Source organism: Staphylococcus sp. GDY8P126P (assembly GCF_017891965.1).
Taxonomy (GTDB): domain Bacteria; phylum Bacillota; class Bacilli; order Staphylococcales; family Staphylococcaceae; genus Staphylococcus; species Staphylococcus saprophyticus.
In genome coordinates, this window is record NZ_JAESKG010000002.1 from 439712 (window position 1) to 460411 (window position 20700).

At 32.0% G+C, this 20700-nt stretch carries 22 protein-coding genes; 3 read left to right on the forward strand and 19 right to left on the reverse strand.

The window, feature by feature from the left end:
• Nucleotides 1-12: 12 nt before the first annotated feature.
• Nucleotides 13-246, reverse strand: a complete 234-nt coding sequence (locus tag KA893_RS04660; protein WP_194375973.1) for a hypothetical protein — start codon at nucleotides 244-246, stop codon at nucleotides 13-15.
• A gap of 225 nt (nucleotides 247-471) precedes the next feature.
• On the opposite strand from KA893_RS04660, the gene KA893_RS04665 reads away from it, so the two are divergent.
• The 3 genes from KA893_RS04665 to sarA all read left to right on the forward strand — a co-directional run bounded on the left by KA893_RS04665 (nucleotide 472) and on the right by sarA (nucleotide 3186).
• Nucleotides 472-1401 (forward strand): DMT family transporter, encoded by a 930-nt coding sequence (locus KA893_RS04665; RefSeq protein WP_037539040.1) that lies wholly within the window; start codon nucleotides 472-474, stop codon nucleotides 1399-1401.
• A 222-nt stretch (nucleotides 1402-1623) separates the two neighbouring features.
• Complete coding sequence (locus KA893_RS04670; protein ID WP_232334903.1) at nucleotides 1624-2451, forward strand: efflux RND transporter periplasmic adaptor subunit; 828 nt, start codon at nucleotides 1624-1626, stop codon at nucleotides 2449-2451.
• A gap of 360 nt (nucleotides 2452-2811) precedes the next feature.
• Nucleotides 2812-3186: a global transcriptional regulator SarA gene (sarA, locus tag KA893_RS04675; RefSeq protein WP_002484043.1), complete on the forward strand. Its 375-nt coding sequence runs from the start codon at nucleotides 2812-2814 to the stop codon at nucleotides 3184-3186.
• A gap of 265 nt (nucleotides 3187-3451) precedes the next feature.
• On the opposite strand, the gene KA893_RS04680 is transcribed toward sarA, so the two are convergent.
• From KA893_RS04680 to KA893_RS04765, 18 genes are all read right to left on the reverse strand, one after another.
• Nucleotides 3452-4255 carry an alpha/beta fold hydrolase gene (locus KA893_RS04680; RefSeq protein ID WP_002484044.1) on the reverse strand — a complete coding sequence of 268 codons (804 nt, stop codon included), beginning with the start codon at nucleotides 4253-4255 and terminating at the stop codon, nucleotides 3452-3454.
• A 207-nt stretch (nucleotides 4256-4462) separates the two neighbouring features.
• The gene (locus KA893_RS04685; RefSeq protein ID WP_002484045.1) at nucleotides 4463-5173 is read right to left on the reverse strand and encodes a hypothetical protein; all 711 of its coding nucleotides are present in this window, start codon (nucleotides 5171-5173) and stop codon (nucleotides 4463-4465) included.
• Nucleotides 5174-5617: 444 nt separating this feature from the next.
• Nucleotides 5618-6127 carry an SA0570 family protein gene (locus KA893_RS04690; protein ID WP_041079760.1) on the reverse strand — a complete coding sequence of 170 codons (510 nt, stop codon included), beginning with the start codon at nucleotides 6125-6127 and terminating at the stop codon, nucleotides 5618-5620.
• A gap of 170 nt (nucleotides 6128-6297) precedes the next feature.
• Entirely contained in the window at nucleotides 6298-7098 is an 801-nt protein-coding gene (locus tag KA893_RS04695; RefSeq protein ID WP_041079761.1) for an alpha/beta fold hydrolase, read from the reverse strand.
• A complete protein-coding gene (locus tag KA893_RS04700) occupies nucleotides 7099-7800 on the reverse strand; it encodes an HAD family hydrolase (protein WP_002484048.1) in 702 nt (233 codons plus the stop codon).
• 95 nt (nucleotides 7801-7895) lie between these two features.
• Nucleotides 7896-8846: a FecCD family ABC transporter permease gene (locus KA893_RS04705; RefSeq protein ID WP_194375974.1), complete on the reverse strand. Its 951-nt coding sequence runs from the start codon at nucleotides 8844-8846 to the stop codon at nucleotides 7896-7898.
• Nucleotides 8847-9021: 175 nt separating this feature from the next.
• Nucleotides 9022-9906, reverse strand: coding sequence for an ABC transporter substrate-binding protein (locus KA893_RS04710; RefSeq protein ID WP_037539043.1), 885 nt, complete (start codon nucleotides 9904-9906; stop codon nucleotides 9022-9024).
• Nucleotides 9907-10089: 183 nt separating this feature from the next.
• Nucleotides 10090-10734, reverse strand: coding sequence for an endonuclease III domain-containing protein (locus KA893_RS04715; RefSeq protein WP_002484051.1), 645 nt, complete (start codon nucleotides 10732-10734; stop codon nucleotides 10090-10092).
• 127 nt (nucleotides 10735-10861) lie between these two features.
• Nucleotides 10862-12529 carry an arginine--tRNA ligase gene (gene argS, locus KA893_RS04720; RefSeq protein WP_002484052.1) on the reverse strand — a complete coding sequence of 556 codons (1668 nt, stop codon included), beginning with the start codon at nucleotides 12527-12529 and terminating at the stop codon, nucleotides 10862-10864.
• Complete coding sequence (locus tag KA893_RS04725; protein ID WP_011303752.1) at nucleotides 12530-12943, reverse strand: YwiB family protein; 414 nt, start codon at nucleotides 12941-12943, stop codon at nucleotides 12530-12532. It lies immediately after the preceding gene.
• A 440-nt stretch (nucleotides 12944-13383) separates the two neighbouring features.
• Nucleotides 13384-13896: a YwhD family protein gene (locus KA893_RS04730; protein WP_194375975.1), complete on the reverse strand. Its 513-nt coding sequence runs from the start codon at nucleotides 13894-13896 to the stop codon at nucleotides 13384-13386.
• A gap of 56 nt (nucleotides 13897-13952) precedes the next feature.
• Complete coding sequence (locus KA893_RS04735; protein WP_228481211.1) at nucleotides 13953-15254, reverse strand: HD domain-containing protein; 1302 nt, start codon at nucleotides 15252-15254, stop codon at nucleotides 13953-13955.
• Nucleotides 15255-15290: 36 nt separating this feature from the next.
• A complete protein-coding gene (locus KA893_RS04740) occupies nucleotides 15291-15770 on the reverse strand; it encodes a GNAT family N-acetyltransferase (protein WP_002484056.1) in 480 nt (159 codons plus the stop codon).
• A 133-nt stretch (nucleotides 15771-15903) separates the two neighbouring features.
• On the reverse strand, nucleotides 15904-16446 hold the full coding sequence (locus tag KA893_RS04745) for a flavodoxin family protein (protein WP_069821728.1): 543 nt from the start codon (nucleotides 16444-16446) through the stop codon (nucleotides 15904-15906).
• Nucleotides 16447-16706: 260 nt separating this feature from the next.
• Nucleotides 16707-17642, reverse strand: coding sequence for an aldo/keto reductase (locus KA893_RS04750; RefSeq protein ID WP_041079767.1), 936 nt, complete (start codon nucleotides 17640-17642; stop codon nucleotides 16707-16709).
• Nucleotides 17643-18042: 400 nt separating this feature from the next.
• Complete coding sequence (locus KA893_RS04755; RefSeq protein ID WP_002484059.1) at nucleotides 18043-18381, reverse strand: YuzB family protein; 339 nt, start codon at nucleotides 18379-18381, stop codon at nucleotides 18043-18045.
• A 279-nt stretch (nucleotides 18382-18660) separates the two neighbouring features.
• Entirely contained in the window at nucleotides 18661-19629 is a 969-nt protein-coding gene (locus KA893_RS04760) for a sugar phosphate isomerase/epimerase family protein (RefSeq protein ID WP_002484060.1), read from the reverse strand.
• A 19-nt stretch (nucleotides 19630-19648) separates the two neighbouring features.
• Nucleotides 19649-20695: a Gfo/Idh/MocA family protein gene (locus KA893_RS04765; protein WP_002484061.1), complete on the reverse strand. Its 1047-nt coding sequence runs from the start codon at nucleotides 20693-20695 to the stop codon at nucleotides 19649-19651.
• Nucleotides 20696-20700: the final 5 nt, after the last annotated feature.

Genomic DNA, 20700 nt, shown 5'->3' on the forward strand with positions numbered 1-20700 from the left:
TTTGAAGGTGGCTTAATCTCTATGTGGTCGTAATCTAACAGTATCGCCAAAAAATATCTTTTTCTTACCTAATTTTTTACATATCGCATACTGATCATATACTTCGACGACTTGGGCTAAATTTTTATAAGAATGCCTTGAATTCAACACTTCTAAAAATTGATGTTTTTTTATATTATCATTTCTACCTACACCCAAGAAAAAAGTTTCTTGATCTAAAAGTCGAATTATGGAAAGCAGTTTCACTATCTATAGTCACTCACTTCTTTTATTACTTCTGTTATTTAAAATTGATTAATTTTGCTAATTTTTAAAATTCTAAATTTATTAACATACGTATTTTATTACATTTTGTGTATTGTGTACATTATTTTCTGTAATATACAAATATTTCTTGATTGAATTTAAATGTATGCATATTTTTCACTTTCCTATATAATGTATATATATCTTGAAAGAAAGCGTGATTTAATGATCCTCTTATATATACTCGGGATTGTCGCAGGTATGGTGGTTCCTTTTCAAACTTCAATCAACTCTAGATTAAGTCTTTATACGAAATCTTCATTCTATGCGTCTACAATCTCATTTGCAACCGGAACTATTTTTTTAATTTTAATTAATCTTATTACCAATCCTCATGTATTTACAGCACAGTTTTACAATAATCAATCTTTCAGTTACATATGGTTTGTCGGTGGTATGCTTGGTGTTATTTTTCTTACTGGTAATCTATTGCTATTACCTCGTTTAGGCGCGTCATTAACCGTTGTTATGACTGTGGCTGGTCAAATTATTATGGGCGTCATGATTGATACCTTTGGCTGGTTTGGTGCAAATCAAGAACCTTTTACTATCTTTAAAGTACTAGGTATCATTGTTTTAATTTTCGGCATCATACTTATGAACTATGTAAAAAGAACACCCATTGAAACAAATAAGTCATCAACCGTTTATATCTGGTTAGTGATTGGATTTATCTTTGGTTTTTGTCCTCCAATCCAAACAGCTATCAATAGTGCTTTAGGTCAACAAATACACTCATCTGTTATGGCCTCATTGATTTCATTCGCGGTTGGTACCATTGTCCTATTCATACTTACATTGATATTTAATAGAAGTCTTAAACTTAAGACAGTCGATGCAAAACAAGGTAAACTCAAACCAATCTATTTTATCGGTGGTATGCTGGGGGTTGTATTCGTAACTACAAATATCATATTAATGCCACATCTTGGTGCTGCACTAACGACGATTATCGTTATGTTAGGTCAAATGCTAATGGGTGTAATCATTGATCATTTTGGTTTATTAGGTACGCGCATTAATAAAATCACTACGCGAAAAATCATTGGCATCATTGCGATAATGATTGGTATTATTTTATTGAGATTATTCTAAAAATGTATCGTAGCGTTATTTACTTTAAACTTTTGGTAAATGACGCTATTTTTTTATAGAAAAGCAATGCTACACCGCAGTATAATAGGGTTATCAAAACATCAAGAGGTGACTTCTTTGCGGAAATTTTTAATTTTTATCACACTACTCGCTTTATTTTGTAGTATCACCCTACTAAGCTGGCTCTATTTAACAAAGTCTCATACTGAGCATCCCCATACAGTGGAAACACTCAAAATTCAATATAAAGAACCACAACACTTCACAGGTATACAATCGCCTTCTCAACTAACAAATATTTTTTTCGATTCAAATAAAGGTATCATCCACAATTGGTTTGTTAAGAATGAAGAACACGTCAAGAAGAACCAGCCCCTATTTGAATATTACAATGTTGACATCGAGCACCAAATCACTTCTAAACAAAAATACTTAGCCCACTTGAATAACATTGACCCACTTAAGTATCCTACAATCTCACTTGAAAGAAATCGTACACAACATGAAATTGAAACCCTGCAAACACAACTACGCACAACGATTTACGCATCGATGGATGGTCAAATTGCCATTAATCAACATGTGCCTTCTCAAAATAATGGTCTTATTCTGCAAATTTTTAATCCCAGTGCTATAATCAAAGCTAAAGTTCCAGAATCAATAGTAAATACATTGGAATTAAAGGATAAAGTACACATATGCATTGATCCAGGTCATAGTTTCACAGGTACTGTAAATTTCATTAGTAAATTACCTTTAAATACTGAAGCTAATACAAAATCATCTCAGTATCATGTTGAAATCAGTTCAACACCGGATATTAAATTCGGTCGTCATTTACGCGTAGAAAAACCTAATTACACTATTGAAATTCCAAAAACTGCAATATATAAAAAGCAATTCGTTTTTTTACAAAGAAATAAAAAATTTATTAAACGGGTTATTAAAACAGAAAAATTGGGTAATAACAAAGATATGAAAGTTATACAAGGTTTAAATGTAGGCGATACAATTGCTAAAAATGCAAATCATGTTCTGTCGAAAAATTAAACGTACACAGTATAAATATTAAACACCTTTAAATAGAAATTAGTTTTTTAGTAATTTTATCAAATCATGGAAAATTGAAAATGAGAAATATTAATTATATTTCCCTCATTGGTATTTAAAGAATTGAATTAATATCTTAAATCATTCATGTACCACTAAAACAGTTTTTTGTTTACTTTCTATTTTTATTTAGTTATAATAAACTAAATAATAGCAGTTTTAATATATTTCACTCAAATATAATAGGTCTGCAAATTATGATAAACTCTTTGTATTTAACTTTGAATTAAGATAAATATTTATACAGAAACACTTTTAATATGTATATTTGATTGGGCAATAAAATAGGGAGGAATAAGGATGGCTATCACCAAAATCAATGATTGCTTTGAATTATTAGCGATGGTTACTTACGCTGATAAATTAAAAGGAATTATCAAAAAAGAATTTTCAATAAGTTTCGAGGAGTTTGCTGTATTAACTTATATTAGCGAACACGAAAGTGAAGAATATTATTTAAAAGATATTATTAATCATTTGAACTATAAACAACCTCAAGTTGTTAAAGCTGTTAAAAACTTATCTCAAGAAGATTATTTCGATAAAAAACGTAATGAACATGATGAAAGAACTGTATTAATTTTAGTTAACACTAAACAACGTAAAAAAATTAATGAGTTACTATCACGTGTGAATGATCGCATTAAAGAAGCTAACGACGAAAAAGAAGTTTAAGCTTAATATAAAAGAGGCCGAGACATGCAATGCATGTCTCGGCCTCTTTGACTATGATAAGACAGGTAATTATATATTAAAATACCCCTATTTATGTATTTTAGCTGCGCCTCCATCCTAATCCTCTTTAATTACATAACTGAGATAGAAACCAAGTTTTTTAAAATTTGATTTCTGTCTCAGCTCAATTTTATCTAAAATTCAAACCGCTTCATTTGAGAAGTACGTTGATATATTCATTTCTTTAAAAATATACTAAATCTAATTATTCTTTTTGAAATTCATTAGCCTCTATAAAATCACTGTAAACATCTAAAAAATGTTCTGGTTCTTCAATATGTGGCGCATGACCTGACTCATTAAATGTCTGAATTAGCAGTCTTGTAAATGAATAATGATATTTTTCAATAGTCTCTGTTGTCATTAAAGGATCATATACACCATTAACAATTAATGTAGGCACATCCGTTTGTTTAATAACAACATCTTTATTAAATACAGGAAAATTCATTAATGCTCGTGTGGCTACAGCACTATCTTCTGCTGATTGTCTACTATAAATCAATTGATTTTGAAACCATTTCTTAGCTTTTTCTTGTTCTTTATACATATAAGGCAATAATAATATCAGTGCTTCAGATTTATCAAAACCTTCAATTTCATCTTGGTGTTCAATCATTAATTTATTTAAAGCATGCACGCTATCAATAAGATTACAAGCAATTAAGGTTAATGTTGCGACCATTGATTCATATTTATCAGTAAAATGCTTTGCAATTAATCCTCCCATGTCATGACCAATAAGATGGGCAGATGATATATTCAATTTTGTCATCAAAGCTTTTAAATCTTCTACATGATCTTCTAAATTAAACGAATTCTTTTTTGTTGATTTACCGTGTCCTCTTACATCATAAACAATCACTTCAAATTTATGTTTTAATTCATCTTTTAGGCTATATAATGAAGCCATGTTGCCATCTAGGCCATGAATTAGTATCACAGGAAAACCTTGACCCTCTCGGATGTATGCAATCTCGTTGTTATAATTTGTTGCGACTTTTTCCATTTTGGGCCACCTCCCTTTACAAAATTCATATACCCGTAATTGAATCGCCTTATGCTATCTTTTTAATTTTAAATTATGTCCCCATATTCAATTAACATTAAATACATGCTTATAAATAAAAAAATACGTTCCAGTGCCACACCATACCTTAGGTGTTTAGCACTGAAACGTGTTCGCTTCATTTAAGTGTTTAAATCATAAATACTATTAATTTCTAGAAGAGATGCGGATTGTATAATAAATAATGACAATTAACAATAATATCCAAATAATGATTGAGCCAATTTGTGCAATACTCGCGTTTCCAATCATCGCATCAATTGTTTTTTGACATAATAGTAATCCAATTCCTGTAAACTCTAATCTTTTAAAATAAATACCTGAAATACTGAATAATATACCTATAAAAAATACGACTTGATGTGCATAGATTGTAACCGCTACAATACCTAAATTAATATCAAATGTATGTAATATCACAAGGACAAACGCAGCCATTGCCACTACTAAGCCAATAACCATTTCAAACTTATTACTGTATAAATAATTCTTCCAATCAATTCGCAAGTATATGAAGATTGAAATTGGTAAAATAATTAAAAAGTAAAAAATAGATGTGCCCGTAGCTGCTTGAAATGGTACATATTGCTTATCATATAAGTAAGAAAGTAAAATAAAATTAACAATAAAAAAAATAATAGGATTGAGTTGTAGTGTGAATAAATTGCGTTGAATCGTTAGTATTATTTCTGCTGGTGATTTTCGTCTATATTCAATATAGTCTTCATCTTTGGCTTCAGATTTTTGGAAATCCTTTTTTAATTTCTCTTTAATATCTTCTATTAAGTTTGGAGAAAGACCTTTATGAGTAAAATAGTCATTAATATTTTCTACTAAAACCTTATCGTTAACTCTCATATTTGACTCCTTTTATAAAATTCACTTTAATCTATCAACACTATTGTAGTTGAGATATCAAAGCTGTTTCTTTAATAATCTCATACTACACTTGATTTTAACAATAAAATAACAAGTACAGGATAGATAATTTCATTTTCAATAAGGGTTTCGAAACCCCACTTGATTTACCATACACAAGCCATTGCTTATTCGTATGATTTAATGTCCAATATAAATTAGAGTCTGAGACACTATATAAGTCCCAGACTCTAATTTATATTATACGTTAGCGACTATCTCTAACTCAGGTGACGTTAATACATCGTTTTCTATAGAACTACTCTTTCGTGAAAAAGTAGTTCTTATACAAATGTCGCAATGCTTGTAATCAATAGCGCATTGTAGCAATATTTGCGCATGCGTTTCGGCTTATATAAGCTATTTACATTGTTTCACTGATATTTATGATTCAGTCAAATCAATACGGTACAATTTAATGTTTTTATCACTTGGTGATGAAGAACTAAATTGATATGATAAATCATTGTCTTGAACATAACCGAAATTACCAGTTACATTATTATAATGCTCACGTGTAACAGCATTACTACCAACAACATTTTTAACCGCTTTGTAAGTTGGACCGTCTGTATCATTATAACTCATAGAAACACGCGTAATTTTACCGTTGTTCTTTTTACCGTCAGCTGTTACAACAAGTACACCATTATCTTTTTTAAATTCATAATAATGTTCTTTGCCATCCGGTCTGTGTGAGTATACGGATACATCATTAGATTTCAATAAGTTTTGAACAGGTTCGCCGATTTTCGCACCTTCTAACGTTGTATCTCCTTGTTGCAGTGATTTAACATTTTGGATAGAGTTACCTGACGCGGCATCAACACTACCTGTGCTCATTCCGGAAAGTGCTAACCCCGATACGATTACTGCTGCAAATAATTTTTTCATAAGCACGCTCTCCTTCTGTTTATAAGTTTCTTTGTGCTCACCCATATTGTACTATAAATGTTACTAAAATAACAGTATTGTTACAATAAGATTACAAAAACAGTGCGACTTGTAATAAAAAATTGCTGCATAACAGCACTTACAAACTTTCATTCATATCGAATTGAAGGTTAATATGTTAATTCTTTTTCATTGTCTTTGATAAATTTTAACACCAAATCTACAAATTTATCTTTTTCTTCAACAAATGGATATAATCCAGACGCAGTAAATGTTTCAAATTGTACTTCACCCATATAATCTCCCACTTCTTTCGCTTCAACAATGGTTGTTCTTTCACCATGTTGACCAGCAATAATCAAAGTAGGTAAATCAATTTCACTTAAATAACTCATGATATTATTGTCATTAAATGAATCTTTGACTGCTTCTAATTCCGCTTCTGTAGCGATACCATTTGTATTATCTACATGTTTTAAGAATTTCTTAGCTTTACGTTTTGAGTAATATAAATGCTTATCTAAAAATTTCTGTTGTTCTTCTTTATCCCAATTTCTAATTTGATTGGCATACCTGCGATATAAACGTTCTTCTGGAGACATATCGTTTAACAGCGTTGGATTTACTAATGTAATTGAGTCAGTCATTTCTGGATACATTGCTGCAAATGCGCTAGCAACAGATCCTCCTAATTCATGACCAATCAATGATGCTTGTGTGACATATAAATAGTCTAATAGCTCTTTAATATCTTCAGCATATTCCTTGAAATCAATATGTTGTGGTTTGTCAGAGTATCCGTGACCTCTTAAATCAACAAGTATAACTTGGTTATCATCAGTAAAATTTTCCTCTATCATATCAAATACTGTTAAATTATCGAATGCAGTGTGAATCATCACTATTGCATTGCCTTCACCACTCGTTCTGTAATTGAGTGCAGTACCGTCGCTTGTTGTAAATAAATTCATTTATTCTCTTCCTTTCTTTGCAATTGGTAATATAGATAATAATTCTTCTGTCGTGTTAATCGTAAAATCAACTTCTTCTGGCAATGGTTCAACATCCACTTCATCATCTTCTTTAAACCACACACTTACCATTCCCATTGCTCTCGCTGGCGCAACATCATTTAATGGGTCATCACCTACATATATTGTTTCTTCAGGTTGAGTACCTAATTGATCAAGCATGTCTTCAAAAATTTTCGGGTGTGGTTTTCGATAACCCACTGTTTCTGAAGTAGATAAGTAGTTTATAGCATCTTCTACACCTAAGGCGTGCATTCGGTATTGTTTAATTTTAGATCTGCCATTGGCGATAACACCTGTTAGATAACCACTTTCTGTTAATTTCTCTAAAGTATACAATGTGTCATAGTATGGAAACACATAGCGATAAAAATGCATTTCAAAATCATTAAACAAGTCTCTCCATGTTAATCGATCGACATGAAAATCTTTAATGATGGCTTTATAAAGTTCTGGTTTATCATGGTCTTCATCATCATCTAACTCTATAAATTTTCTCTTGAAATCTGCTAATTGAATACGTACTAAATAATCATGGAACCGCTCATATTGTTCTTCTATAAATTTCTCGCGTGATTTTTTTCTATCCAAAAGGGTGCCTTCTAAATCAAATACAATCGCTTTTATTTGTGTTAAATCCATTATCATAACCTCTTTAATTAATATGTCACTCTATTAAAATGATATTATTCCCTGTATTTACTGCAATCTGATTTATTTATTTTACCTTAAAATGACTATTCTTGCATTCGCGGTTGTGTCGCCATAATGTAAAACAATACGGGAATCCCCAACAATGCGAGTATAATACTGGCTGGTACTTGGAAAGGGTCTAATACGACACTACCTAACCAATCTGAAAGTACCATAATTGTACCACCAATCACAATATTCAATAACATTTGTTGTCTTAAATTATAATGTGCGCGACTTCTTCGTACGAGTTGTGGAATAACCATCCCAATAAATCCAATAACACCTACATATGCAACAATGACGGCAGTTATGATGGAGGCGATTAACAAGACACTATACGTTACACTACGCCCATTAAGCCCCAATGACTGAGCTCGTAAATCACCAAGCTGTAATATTTTAATTTTTGACACCAAGCTCAATAAAATTATCATACCTATGGATAATACAATACCGATATAAATCACTTCGTTATATTCTGCAGATGAGAAGCCACCAAACATATAATTAACGATATTGTTCATTTTTTCTTGATTAAAAATAATGAGCACATATAAAAATGCATTAAATAATGCACCAATCATTATGCCAGCCAAGATTAGTGTTCTAACCGGATACCCTCTAGACATTACACTAGTTAGTACAATAACCAGTATTAAAGTCATTATGCTAAATAACACTGAAAATATAGGTAACCAAATAAATGAAACACCTATAACGACAGCTAGCCCAGATCCAAATGTAGCACCACTTGCCAATCCTAATGTAAAACTATCTGCAAGCGGGTTGTTCAACAATGTTTGAAACATATGTCCAGCAAGTGTTAAACCAACACCGGCTAACAAGGCTTGTAAAGTACGTGGAATTCTTACTTGATATAATATTGTTTGTGATAGCGTATCACTTATTTCACCCAAACCCCAAAATAAGCTCAACAATAAACTAATGATAATGAACACGATCCATAAACACATCGTTTTAGTATACTTCATGTTTTTGCCACACTTTCAAATAAATCTTCACTCTCCTACAATACCATCTGAACACATCGAACACTATCCCATTTATTATAAATTAGTAAACAGAAAAAACACCCTGAAAAGTATGCACAAACAAACTTCAGGGTGTTACTTAAATAATCTTTTTAATTAGAACTCACTACACTGACTATTTTTCATTATAAATTGCATCTCTTAAAGCTCTGAGACCATCATCAATACGAGGTCCTGGTCGAGAAATTTGATCACCATTCACCGCTTCAATTCTACCTTTTTGCACAGCATTTAGTGATTCAAATCCGCCTCTCTTGTCGATAATTTGTTGATAATCTTTTTCTGAAATACCCATCGTTGAAATCATCACATCTGGATTTTTCTTAATAATTGATTCTTTGCTAACTTTTTGCCAACCATCTAGATTTGAAAAGCTATTTTTAGCTTTCAGTTGCTTCAACATATCATCAAAAAATGTATTTTTTCCTGCCGTATAAATCTCAGGTTCTGAAGATACTTCCATAAAAACCTTTTGAGATTTTGCGTCTTTTGGCACTGAATTCACAACTTTTTTAATATTATTTTTAGTCTCTTTCACTAACGCATTGGCTTCTTTTTCTTTACCTGTCACTTTACCGACCTGCTTAAAAGTTTCATACATCTCATCAATAGATTGTGCATCTTTAACATAGACCACTTTAACACCACTGTCTTTCAATCCATTCAGTACTTTACCATCTGTTGATTTCTGAGATTCATGTGCAAGTATTAAATCAGGTTTAGCCTTTAATAACGCCTCTTTATTTAATTTCATAGCATCAAACTGTTTTTTATCTTTTACCTCTTTCGGATAGTCATCTACAGTTGATACACCGACCACTTTATCTCCTAGACCCAATTCATACAATATTTCCGTATTACTAGGAATAAGAGAAATAATTCTGTCATATGATTTTTCTGACTGCTCGTTTTTAGTGGATTTGTCAGAATTGGTACTACATGCAGCCAATATAACAGCTAAAATAATAAAAAGATAAATGACTTTAAATTGCTTTTTCATGATATAATCTCCTAGTTTATGATTTGCTTTAATCATATCAAATTTTCATGCGTTTTTTACTATTATTTTTAAAAATAACTATTTAATTTAATTTTTTAAGCTACACATATATATAAACTTTCTATTATTTGATTGATGATAACCCTTAATTAATACTGATTAGAGTCTAATTTCTATATCATTTTAGTCATTGTATTCAAAGTATTCATCTAAAAATGTATATTGATGTGAGGCATTGCCGTTAAAATAATTTTTTCCAAAATTATCCAATAAAGCATGAAATTCATTTGCATCTTGGTTCGTAAAGGTTTCAGGTAATGATACGTTGCGTTTCAATTTGTCATATTGTTCTGTATGTTCATATCCGAGTAAACGATAAATTCTTCTTGTATAACTGTCAGGTATATATTCGATACCTTCAAATACATAAACGATGAGTACATCGGCTGTTTCACTTCCAACACCTTTTATATGCAACAGCTGGTCTCTAAGATTAGAATGATATTTATCAGCAATGGCTTTATAGTCAAAATCGTATTGATGCAACCAACTTAGTAATGCCAGTATGGTTTTCGCTTTATTTTTATAAAATCCACTCGACTTAATTAATATTTGTAGATCTTCTAATTCTAAATTCAAGATATGGTGTGGATCCAATAGAGTAGCTTGTTTTAATGAATCAATGGCATAGGCTGCATTTCGCCAATTCGTATTTTGAACTAAAATCGCTCCCAAAATGATTTCTATTTTCGAATCTGCAGGCCACCAACCTTGTGGCCCCATATGTTTATATAAAATGCGATATAAACTCTCTGTATCCAATGTCATTTTACACACCTCATTTGCACGCTTATTTTCACTAACAAAAAGAGCTAGTAAGATTTATCATGGATGAAACATCCTATCTTCATCCATGATAAATCTGATACTAGCTCCCAATCATTACACTTTCCGATTACATTGTTTCTGGTGCATTTACGCCCACTAAACTTAGCGCATTACGTAACGTTATTCTTACTGCATCTATAAGTGCAATCAATGCTTTTGTTTTTTCAACATCATCTGTTAATACTTTTTCAGCATTATAAAATTTATGGAAGTGTGATGCTAAATCTTGAATATAATTTGTAATTCTATGTGGTGCTCTATTGGCAGCCGCACTTTGAATTGTTGTTTCAAATTCAGCAACTTTCTTCAATAAATCAATCGCTTTATCATTTGTAATCAAGGTATAATCCGCATCTTTAGATGGTGTAATACCTCTTTCAGCAGCTTGTTTCAATATAGAACAAATACGCGCATGTGCATATTGTGCATAGTAAACTGGATTATCTTGTGATTCTTGTTTCGCAAGTTCCATATCGAAATCAAAGTGTGTGTCAGGGCTACGCATTGTGAGGAAATAACGTGCTGCGTCTACGCCAACTTCATCCATAATTTCTCGTAACGTGATTGCATTTCCAGTACGTTTGCTCATCTTAACTTCTTGTCCATCTTGCATTAAACGCACCATTTGCATGATTTGTATTTCAAGACGGTCACTTTCAACACCAAACGTTTCTAATGAAGCCTTAAGACGATTGATATACCCATGATGATCCGCGCCAAATAAATTAATTAACGTATCGTTACCACGTTTGATTTTATCAAAATGATATGCAATGTCTGGTAAGAAATACGTATAATTGCCATCATTTTTAATTAACACTCTGTCTTTGTCATCTTTAAAGTCCGTCGTACGCAACCACGTTGCACCATCTTGTTCATATGTGTAGCCAAGCTCAGACATTTTGTTTAATACTTCTGTAATTTCACCTTTTTCGTATAAAGACGTTTCACTAAACCAATTATCAAAATGCGTATTAAAATCAGATAAATCTGTTCTTAATTTTTCCATTTCATAATCTACGCCTAATTTTCTAAATGTCTTAATACGTTCATCTTCTGACAAATCTTTAAGTTCAGGTTGTTTTTCGGCTAAATCTTTACCAATATTAATGATGTCTTTACCATGATAGCCACCCTCAGGCATTTCAAATGAATCATCTCCAAGCGCTTCAAAATAACGTGCTTCTATTGAACGCGCTAAATTCGTAATTTGATTACCCGCATCATTCACATAATATTCTCTAGTTACATGATAACCAGCCGCAGTTAAAATATTAGCAAGTGTATCACCTACAGCAGCGTTACGTGCGTGGCCAATATGTAGATCTCCAGTTGGGTTAGCTGACACATATTCTAATAATATATTTTTGCCATTTTGTTCGGCAGTGCTACCAAATTTTTCATCTTTATCTATAGCCTCTGAGATAATTTCAGTTAAATAAGCATTATCTAAGTAGAAATTAATAAATCCAGGTCCTGCAATCTGAACTTTTTCAACATTAGCAGCTGTCGTATCTAAATGATCGACAATCGCTTGCGCAATTTCACGAGGATTACGCTTTGCTATTTTCGTCAATACCATCGCGATGTTTGTAGAATAATCACCATTTGCATCATCTTTAGGTATTTCTATTTTAATATCTGGTATATCACTTGCCTCAGCTAACGCTGCTTTTTGAATACTGTGGTTAATTTCTTCAATCAACGTTTGTTTCACTTGATCAATTATATTCATTTAAGACTGCTCCTTATAAGTAATTTCATATTGGTAAGATCCCATTTTTTCATCATCTTGTATTAAATCATAATGCACTTTTAATTTACCACCATGTTCCGTTACAAAATGCAGAATAGAATGTGTTCGCACAGTTAAAGGTATACGTCCTCCAGTAATTTCATACAAAGTAATCGTATCTTCACCTTCTACAAAATGGAGGTTCATTTTGATTTCACCCTTACGAATGATTTTCACACCTGTTTCTTCAATTTTAACAGTTACATTGACAGCAACACCATCAATTTCTTCTTGATAACGTATAAATTCTGCATTACGTTTTTGCCAATGCCCTTGCGTATTTGCTGTAAATTTCTCTTTATTATCAAATTGTTTAACAACTTGTTTCGTTTGGATATTAACATTGTTTTCCAATGTACGTTTCACCCTAATCTTTTAAAATAATACAAACCATTATAGCATACTTGACAGTCGCTATACAGTTGGTAAATCGTTTTTAAGGATGTTATGCTACATAGCTAAAATCCAATTATCTGTAATAACGCATGACATTAAAAAAGAGGTTCCGACTTTGATAGTCTAAACCTCTTTAAAGCTGTTTTTCAGAACTACTTTCACATTTTATGTGAATGAGTAGTTCTTATGCATTCGTTTTAGCGCACGTAATCCTTAACCATTCTAGTAGTTCTTATGCATGAGCATTTGCACATGTAATCCACTCAAAATTTTAGTAGTCCTTATACATGCCCTTTAATTAGGGAAAATATGGTATCAAGCATCTGTGTCTTAATAGGATACGTAGGGCTATGAAAGATTATTTAAAATTCACTTTCTGTCCTACATCCCTATACCTATTATTTACTTGCTAATGCTTCATGTAATACTTTATCTGAATTATTCCACATAGCTAAATCATGTGTTTGTAGAAAATCTTTCAAAACTGCTTTATTGTCCTCACCAATATGATCTATATCGATTTGATGTTTCATTGATTTATCCATCATATTAACATGTTCAGGCATGCTTTTGTACCCTCTGCGAATGCTCTTATTCACTAATAAATAACATCCTGTCACGCCAGCATAGTAAGGTCCATTTTCGCCTCTTTCAGTCGTAACCCAACATAACCAATATGCCTTGGCTTCGTCACCTTCTACAACTTCTTTCTCTTTAATCCATTTAACACCTTTTTCTACACTTGAACGTGCGTGCATACCACCAATATCAATAAAGGCTTCTTTATTTTGAACATCAATAAAGACAGGTGCCACATTATCCAAACTGATAGAACCTATATTTGTACCTTTGTGCCCATCAAGTGGGTCATTCTTAATAATGTTAAATTTAAATCCTTTATTTCCAGCCACTCACGTGCACCTCCCAAATTATCTAAGTCATTTATTTCATTTTACCTGTTATCATATTATGAATTCAATTCATCTAATATACTATTAATTGCATTTTTTACATGATCATCTTCAATATCCGCAATGAGTTCTTTTGGATAATATAATTTATAATCTTCTCGATTAATTCCTGTAATACTATGGATAACCAATGATTGACTACTAATTTCACGAATTTTTCCATTACGTTTTAGTAAATGAATCGGCTGTCTATTTGATCCAGGTCTATCATAATCATATGGTAAATCTGAGAAGGACTCATTGACAAAATAATAATTCGGATCTATATCTGCTTGAATAAACAAATCAGTTAATTCTGAGATTGTTATAATCGAACCATCAAAAGGCATATATTTTAATAAATCTCGATTGATAAAACGTCGTGATAAATCACTCAAGATGGGATCTTCTTCTTTCACCCATGCCTTTAAGTAATATAAGACAACCGCTTCATCTAAATCTACATATTGTTCAATTGTCATGGATTCTTCGAAAAATGGTACGAAATCTGTTGGATACATTTTAAAAGTATAACCTTCATTGTACAAGTATTTCGCACGTTTCAAACAATTATTTAATAACACTTCTCCTCCTCTACTGACTGGGTGAAAATAAATTTGCCAATACATTTGATAGCGACTCATGATAAAGTTCTCTACTGCGTGCATACCACTTTCTTTAATCAACACTTCATCTTTAGATGGACGCATCAATCTCAAGATACGTTCCATATCAAATTCTCCGTATGATACACCGGTAAAATAAGCATCTCTTTGTAAATAATCCATTCTATCAGCATCAATTTGTGAAGATATCATGGAGATGACTAATTTGTTATCGTGTGTTTTATTAATAACATCTGCAACTTGTTGTGGAAAATCATCCGAAACACGACTTAATACTTCGTTAACTTCCGTCGGACCCGTAATAATTGCCTGTGTAAATGCTTCATGATCCGTGTTAAATATCTTTTCGAAACTATGAGAAAAAGGCCCATGTCCTAAATCATGTAATAATGCTGCACATAAGGCTAACGGGCGATCTTCGTTATTCCATGCTTCTCTTCCATTAAATGAATCATCAATTAACCTACGTACAATTTCATATACACCCAACGAGTGGCCAAATCTACTATGTTCTGCCGTATGGAATGAAAGATATAATGTGCCTAATTGCTTTATACGTCTTAGTCTTTGAAATTCTTTCGTCTTAATCAAATCCCAAATCACTTGATCTCTGACATGGATATACCTATGAATTGGATCTTTAAACACTTTTTCTTCTGGTAATTTTTGTGTAGCATATGTTGTAAATGTCAATGTAGTCCTCCTATCCATATCCTATACTTATGCAGACTAATTTATTGTCTTACGCATTAACGCTAAATCCATGGCTTCACCATACATAACATGCGTATATGAACGTAATTTTTCAAAGCCTTTTTGCTCATAAAACGAAACAGCTTCATCATTCTTATTATCGACTTCTAAGAAGACTTCTTTATATTCATCGTTGAAATAACTTAAACCTTCAGTTAATAATTCAGAACCATAGCCATGATGTTGCCACAATGGACTTACATAATGTGCTGATAAAAATAATTCAGAACCATAAATAAAATTCGCAAAACCAATAATATTTTCATCTTCTTCTACGACTAAAAACAATTGATCTTCCAATCGTTTTAATAAATGTTGTTCATTATATGAAGCAGCCAATAACTCATTTACAGTTTTAGCCGCATAAATATTCATGTACGTATTATACCAAGCTTTTGTTGCTACATCTCTGATGCCTACAACATCTTGCGGTGTTGCTTTTCTAATTTTATGCATGTTGTTCTCCCCCTATTTAGATAGGTCATAATAGCTACATTATATCATAATTTTAGTATTCAAAATACTTTAGCTATTTATATAAAAATAGCTTGGGCAATATTATAATTCACCCAAACTATCTATGTTATATTTAGTTCTTCCCAAGTGTTTGTTGCCATTCTTTTGCACGTGACAGTGCATAAACATCTTTTTCAATATCTCCCGGTCTTTCAGCTGTACCAATAATATAGCCCCCTAGACTCGCACCTAGAAACTCTAAACTATATTTAACTTGTGTGATGCATGGTTTGGCTTTGACTTTAGGACAATCGCCACCAACGATAATAAGTCTAAAATCTTTCTTAGACATCTTATCTTTAAAGTCTTTATAATTTGAATCCAATAAAGTTTCAGACCAATGATCAAAAAATGCCTTCATTGATGCCGATAAACTATACCAATAAACTGGCGAAGCAATTATAACTGTGTCACTTGCTAATACTTTATCTATAATCGTCTTATAGTCATCCGCATATGAATCTATGCTTTTGTCTACGTGTCTATAGTCTCTAACCGGATTTAATTGATATTGCGTTAAGTCTATCCATTCGTAGTCGTATCCAGCTATGGCCATCTTAGTTAAACGTGCAGTATTCCCTTCTGGTCGACTGCCTCCAAATAAAACTGTGATCATAATAATCTCCTTCTACTACTCATTTTATATTCCCTTCAAAAATTATAAATATACATTTCCATAAAATCATTAAACTTAATTAATAATTCTACACTAAAAAGTACAATTACTAAACAGTTTACTTAAAATAGAATAATAAATTAAATTATTTGCTCAAAAATTGAACTTATAACCCCTACTATAAATGTATATTTTTAAAAAGATCTTTATAAATATAAAAAGTAGATAAACATAATACATGTTCACCTACTTTTATTTTTTTATTTTATAGGAAATAATTTTTCGATTTTTTCAATCTCTTCTTCAGTTAATTCAACATCTAAAGTTGTTAAATTATCAACGACCTGATTTGGACGCTTAGCACCTGGAATAACAATATCTAATGACGATTTTGTTAAATAAAATGCCAACACAATGTGTGCAACATCCACTCTGTGGTTATCAGCAATATCACGTAGTTGATCAATTTTCTCTAAATTTTCTTTGAATTTTTCACCTTGGAATTCTGGATTTTTAGCACGAATATCATCAAATGTCGAATTTTCATTATATTTACCTGCTAATAAACCAGAAACGAGTGGGAAATATGGAATAAACGTGATGTCGTGTTCTGAAGTATATTCAAAAATATGCTCATTTTCACGATTTAATAAATTATATTCCATTTGTACAACATCTACCAAGCCATCTTTATTCGCTTCTTTTAATTGTTCTAAATTGAAATTGGACACCCCAATCGCTTTGATCTTACCTTCATCTTTGAGCTCTTTTAATGCTGCGACAGCTTCATTCTTAGGCGTGTCCTCATCCGGGAAATGTATATAATATAAATCAATATAGTCCAACTGCAGACGTTTTAAACTTTGCTCAACCTGATCTTTTAAAAATTGAGGATCATTTGAATATTTTACATTACCATCATCATCAAAATAGTGTGCGCCTTTAGTAGCAATTGCAAAATCATCTCTACCAAATTCTTTGACCGCTTCACCAACGAGTTCTTCTGAACGCTCTGGTCCATAAATATAAGCTGTATCTATCAACGTTATACCATTTCTCACTGCGGTACGTACAGTTTCTTTACCTTGTTCTTCATCTAAATCATTATAGAAATTATGTCCGCCTACTGCATTTGCACCTAATGCGATAGGTGTTACTTCAACATTTGACTTACCAATCTTTGTTTTCTTAGTCAATCTAGCCCAACTCCTTCTATAATTCTCTTATATTTTACACATAGCGATGTATGTGCTATCCACAGCAATTGATTTAACCATATATCACTGTTATTTTTACAAGTAGTTATACTCTACCCTCTTTCTTTATATTTAAAATAAAAACGTAAGTAATAGATATTATCTAATATGATATCTATTTAAAATTTAGCATGATTACGCTATAAAACTAAACATATTTGCTTGATTACGACATCAAATTTTCATACCTATTATGTTTTTTAAAAGCGTATATTGTAAAAATGGGATTACGGCATCAAATATAATTTGTTGATTTCGTAATCCCATCCACGTCCGGCTTTTGAACTATATAGTATTCATTTTATTTTCGTACTTTATTTTATTAAAGCCTTCCCAGCTATTATTTATGTTTTCTTTGCGCTAACTTTTCTTTTAATTTTCTATCTTGTTCTTCTTTACGACGTTTACGTTCTTCATTACGTTTTCTTAATCGTTCTTCTTCTTCAGGGTCTCTCGGTTTCTGTAATTGTTTTTCCACTTTTTCCATAAGTTCATCTTCTGTGAGTGCAGCGAGTGGACGATTATTAACAAAAGCAAACGTTTTTCGGCGACCCGGTCCACAATACGACTGACAGCCAATTTCTATTTCAGCTTCAGGATCTAATTTCGTTAACTTTTTTTCTAATGACTTACAGTTTACCCCTTGGCAATCATCACAAATTAAAAATTTATTTTGCAACTACACCCATTCCTTTCTTATGGTTTACAGTTTATCAAAACAGCTTAAATATCATTTCACAATGTAAACATTCATTTATATGTATCATCATAAGGTTTATGATGCCTTACTTAATATGTATTTTAGATTTTACAACTCTAATTATTTTACTCTATTTTATTAAAATTTCAAGTTTATATTCTTTTAATATCAACATTCAAAGGGACAAGTTAGTATCATCACAATGTAAATGACGATACTAACTTGTCCCTTTATACTTAATATAACTATTGATAGAATTTACGTCCACCATAAATCTGGTGCATGATTTTCAATATTAACCGATTTCAAATTATTCACTGCTTTATTAAATCCTTCTTCAATTGACATAATTGGATCCTCATGTTCAATGCTCACCACATAATCATAACCATTTATTCTTAATGCACTAATCATGTCTCCCCATTCTTGAATATTATGACCATATCCTACTGTTCGAAATGTCCAGGCTCTCGTTTGTATATTGCCATATGGCTGCATATCCGTTAAACCGTACATATTCACATTCTCTTGATCAATATATGTGTCCTTTGCATGAAAATGATGAATTGCATTTTCTTTTCCCAATATTTTTATTGCAGCTATTGGATCAATACCTTGCCACCACAGATGACTTGGATCTAAATTCGCACCAATAGCATCATTAGTTGCCGCTCTTAATTTTAATAGTGTATGCGGTGTATGAACTAAAAAACCAGCATGAAGTTCTATACCAATTTTTATATCGAGTGACTTTGCATAGTCAGCAACATTTTTCCAGAAAGGGACAAGTTTTTCATCCCATTGCCATTCTAGAATATTAGTGTACACTGTTGGCCATGGTGTAACAGGCCAATTAGGATACTTTGCTGAGTCATCCGAACCAGCCACTCCCGAAAACGTATTTACCACTGGTACGTTTAACAGCGACGCTAATTTTATCGTTTTGTATAAAGTATCATGCGCTTCTTGAGCTTCTCTTTGATCTGGCGAAATAGGGTTATTGTGACAACTCAATGCACTAATTTCTAATCCACGCTGCTGAATCGCTTCAATAAATGATTTTCTTTGAAATTCATCATTTAGTAGGTCATCTAATGCACAAAACTGGTCTCCTGGATTGCCTCCTGTCCCTATTTCAAGCATTTTCACACCTGATTTTGCTACGTAATCTAACATTTCTTCAAATTCTTTGTCTTGAAATAACACGGAAAACACACCAATTTTCATAAAAAAACCTCCATAAAAGTTATACCTTTGCCAGTCGAACACTTTGTCCAATTTTGCTACTTTGATAAATCGCGTCTATCAGTATATTGATTTGCATCGCTTGCATTGGTTGAACAACAAGAGACTCATAACCAAGGCAACTATCCACAAAATTCTTTGCTTGTCGTTGTGCAGCTATTTCTTCATCATGTTCTGCTTGTGCTTGTTCAATAAAATAAGTGCCTAGTCTGGGTTGATAAATTTCAAAAGGATATAGATTTAAGCCACCATCTACACCAGAAATGCTTAAATGTCTCATATCTTCTTTAATATTGGCTGACCAAGAACATTCAAATAAAAGCGTTGAGCCATCATTAAAAGTAATATAACTTGTCACGTGATCGTCTACATCAAATGATTCATTATCAAATGCGCCCCAATCATTTATTTGATTGGGTATTTTACTAAGTCGATTGTATGTTTTTCCAATCACTTCTACTGGTGCGATATCGTTTAATAGCCAAAGTGATAAATCAAGCATATGACATCCATAATCAATTAAACTACCTCCACCTTGTAGTGCTTTGTTTGTAAAAACACCCCATCCGGGTACTTTACGTCTACGCATTGCTTGTACACGTGTTACTAATGGATCGCCTAAAACACCCTTATCAACAGCATTTTTGGCATTGATTGCAGCATCTGTAAAGCGATAATGATAGCCTATAGCAAGTGTTTTATTGACTTTTTCTGCAGTATTTATCATTTTTTCACATTCTGATGGATTCATAGCCATTGGCTTTTCACAAAATACATGTACACCAGCTTCTAAAGCAGCAATGCTAATTTCTGCATGATATTTATTAGGTGTACATACAGCGACAGCGTCTACATGTTCAAATATAGCGTGATAAGTTTCATACACATTTTGAATTTGATGACTTTGAGCAACGCTTTTAGCTAATTCAAAATTAATATCTTGAACTGCTACAACATCAGCCAAATGATTTAATTGTTGAAAAGCTGGTATATGCCTATTACGTGCAATACCACCACACCCAATAATACCTATCTTTAATTTTTCCATAACAA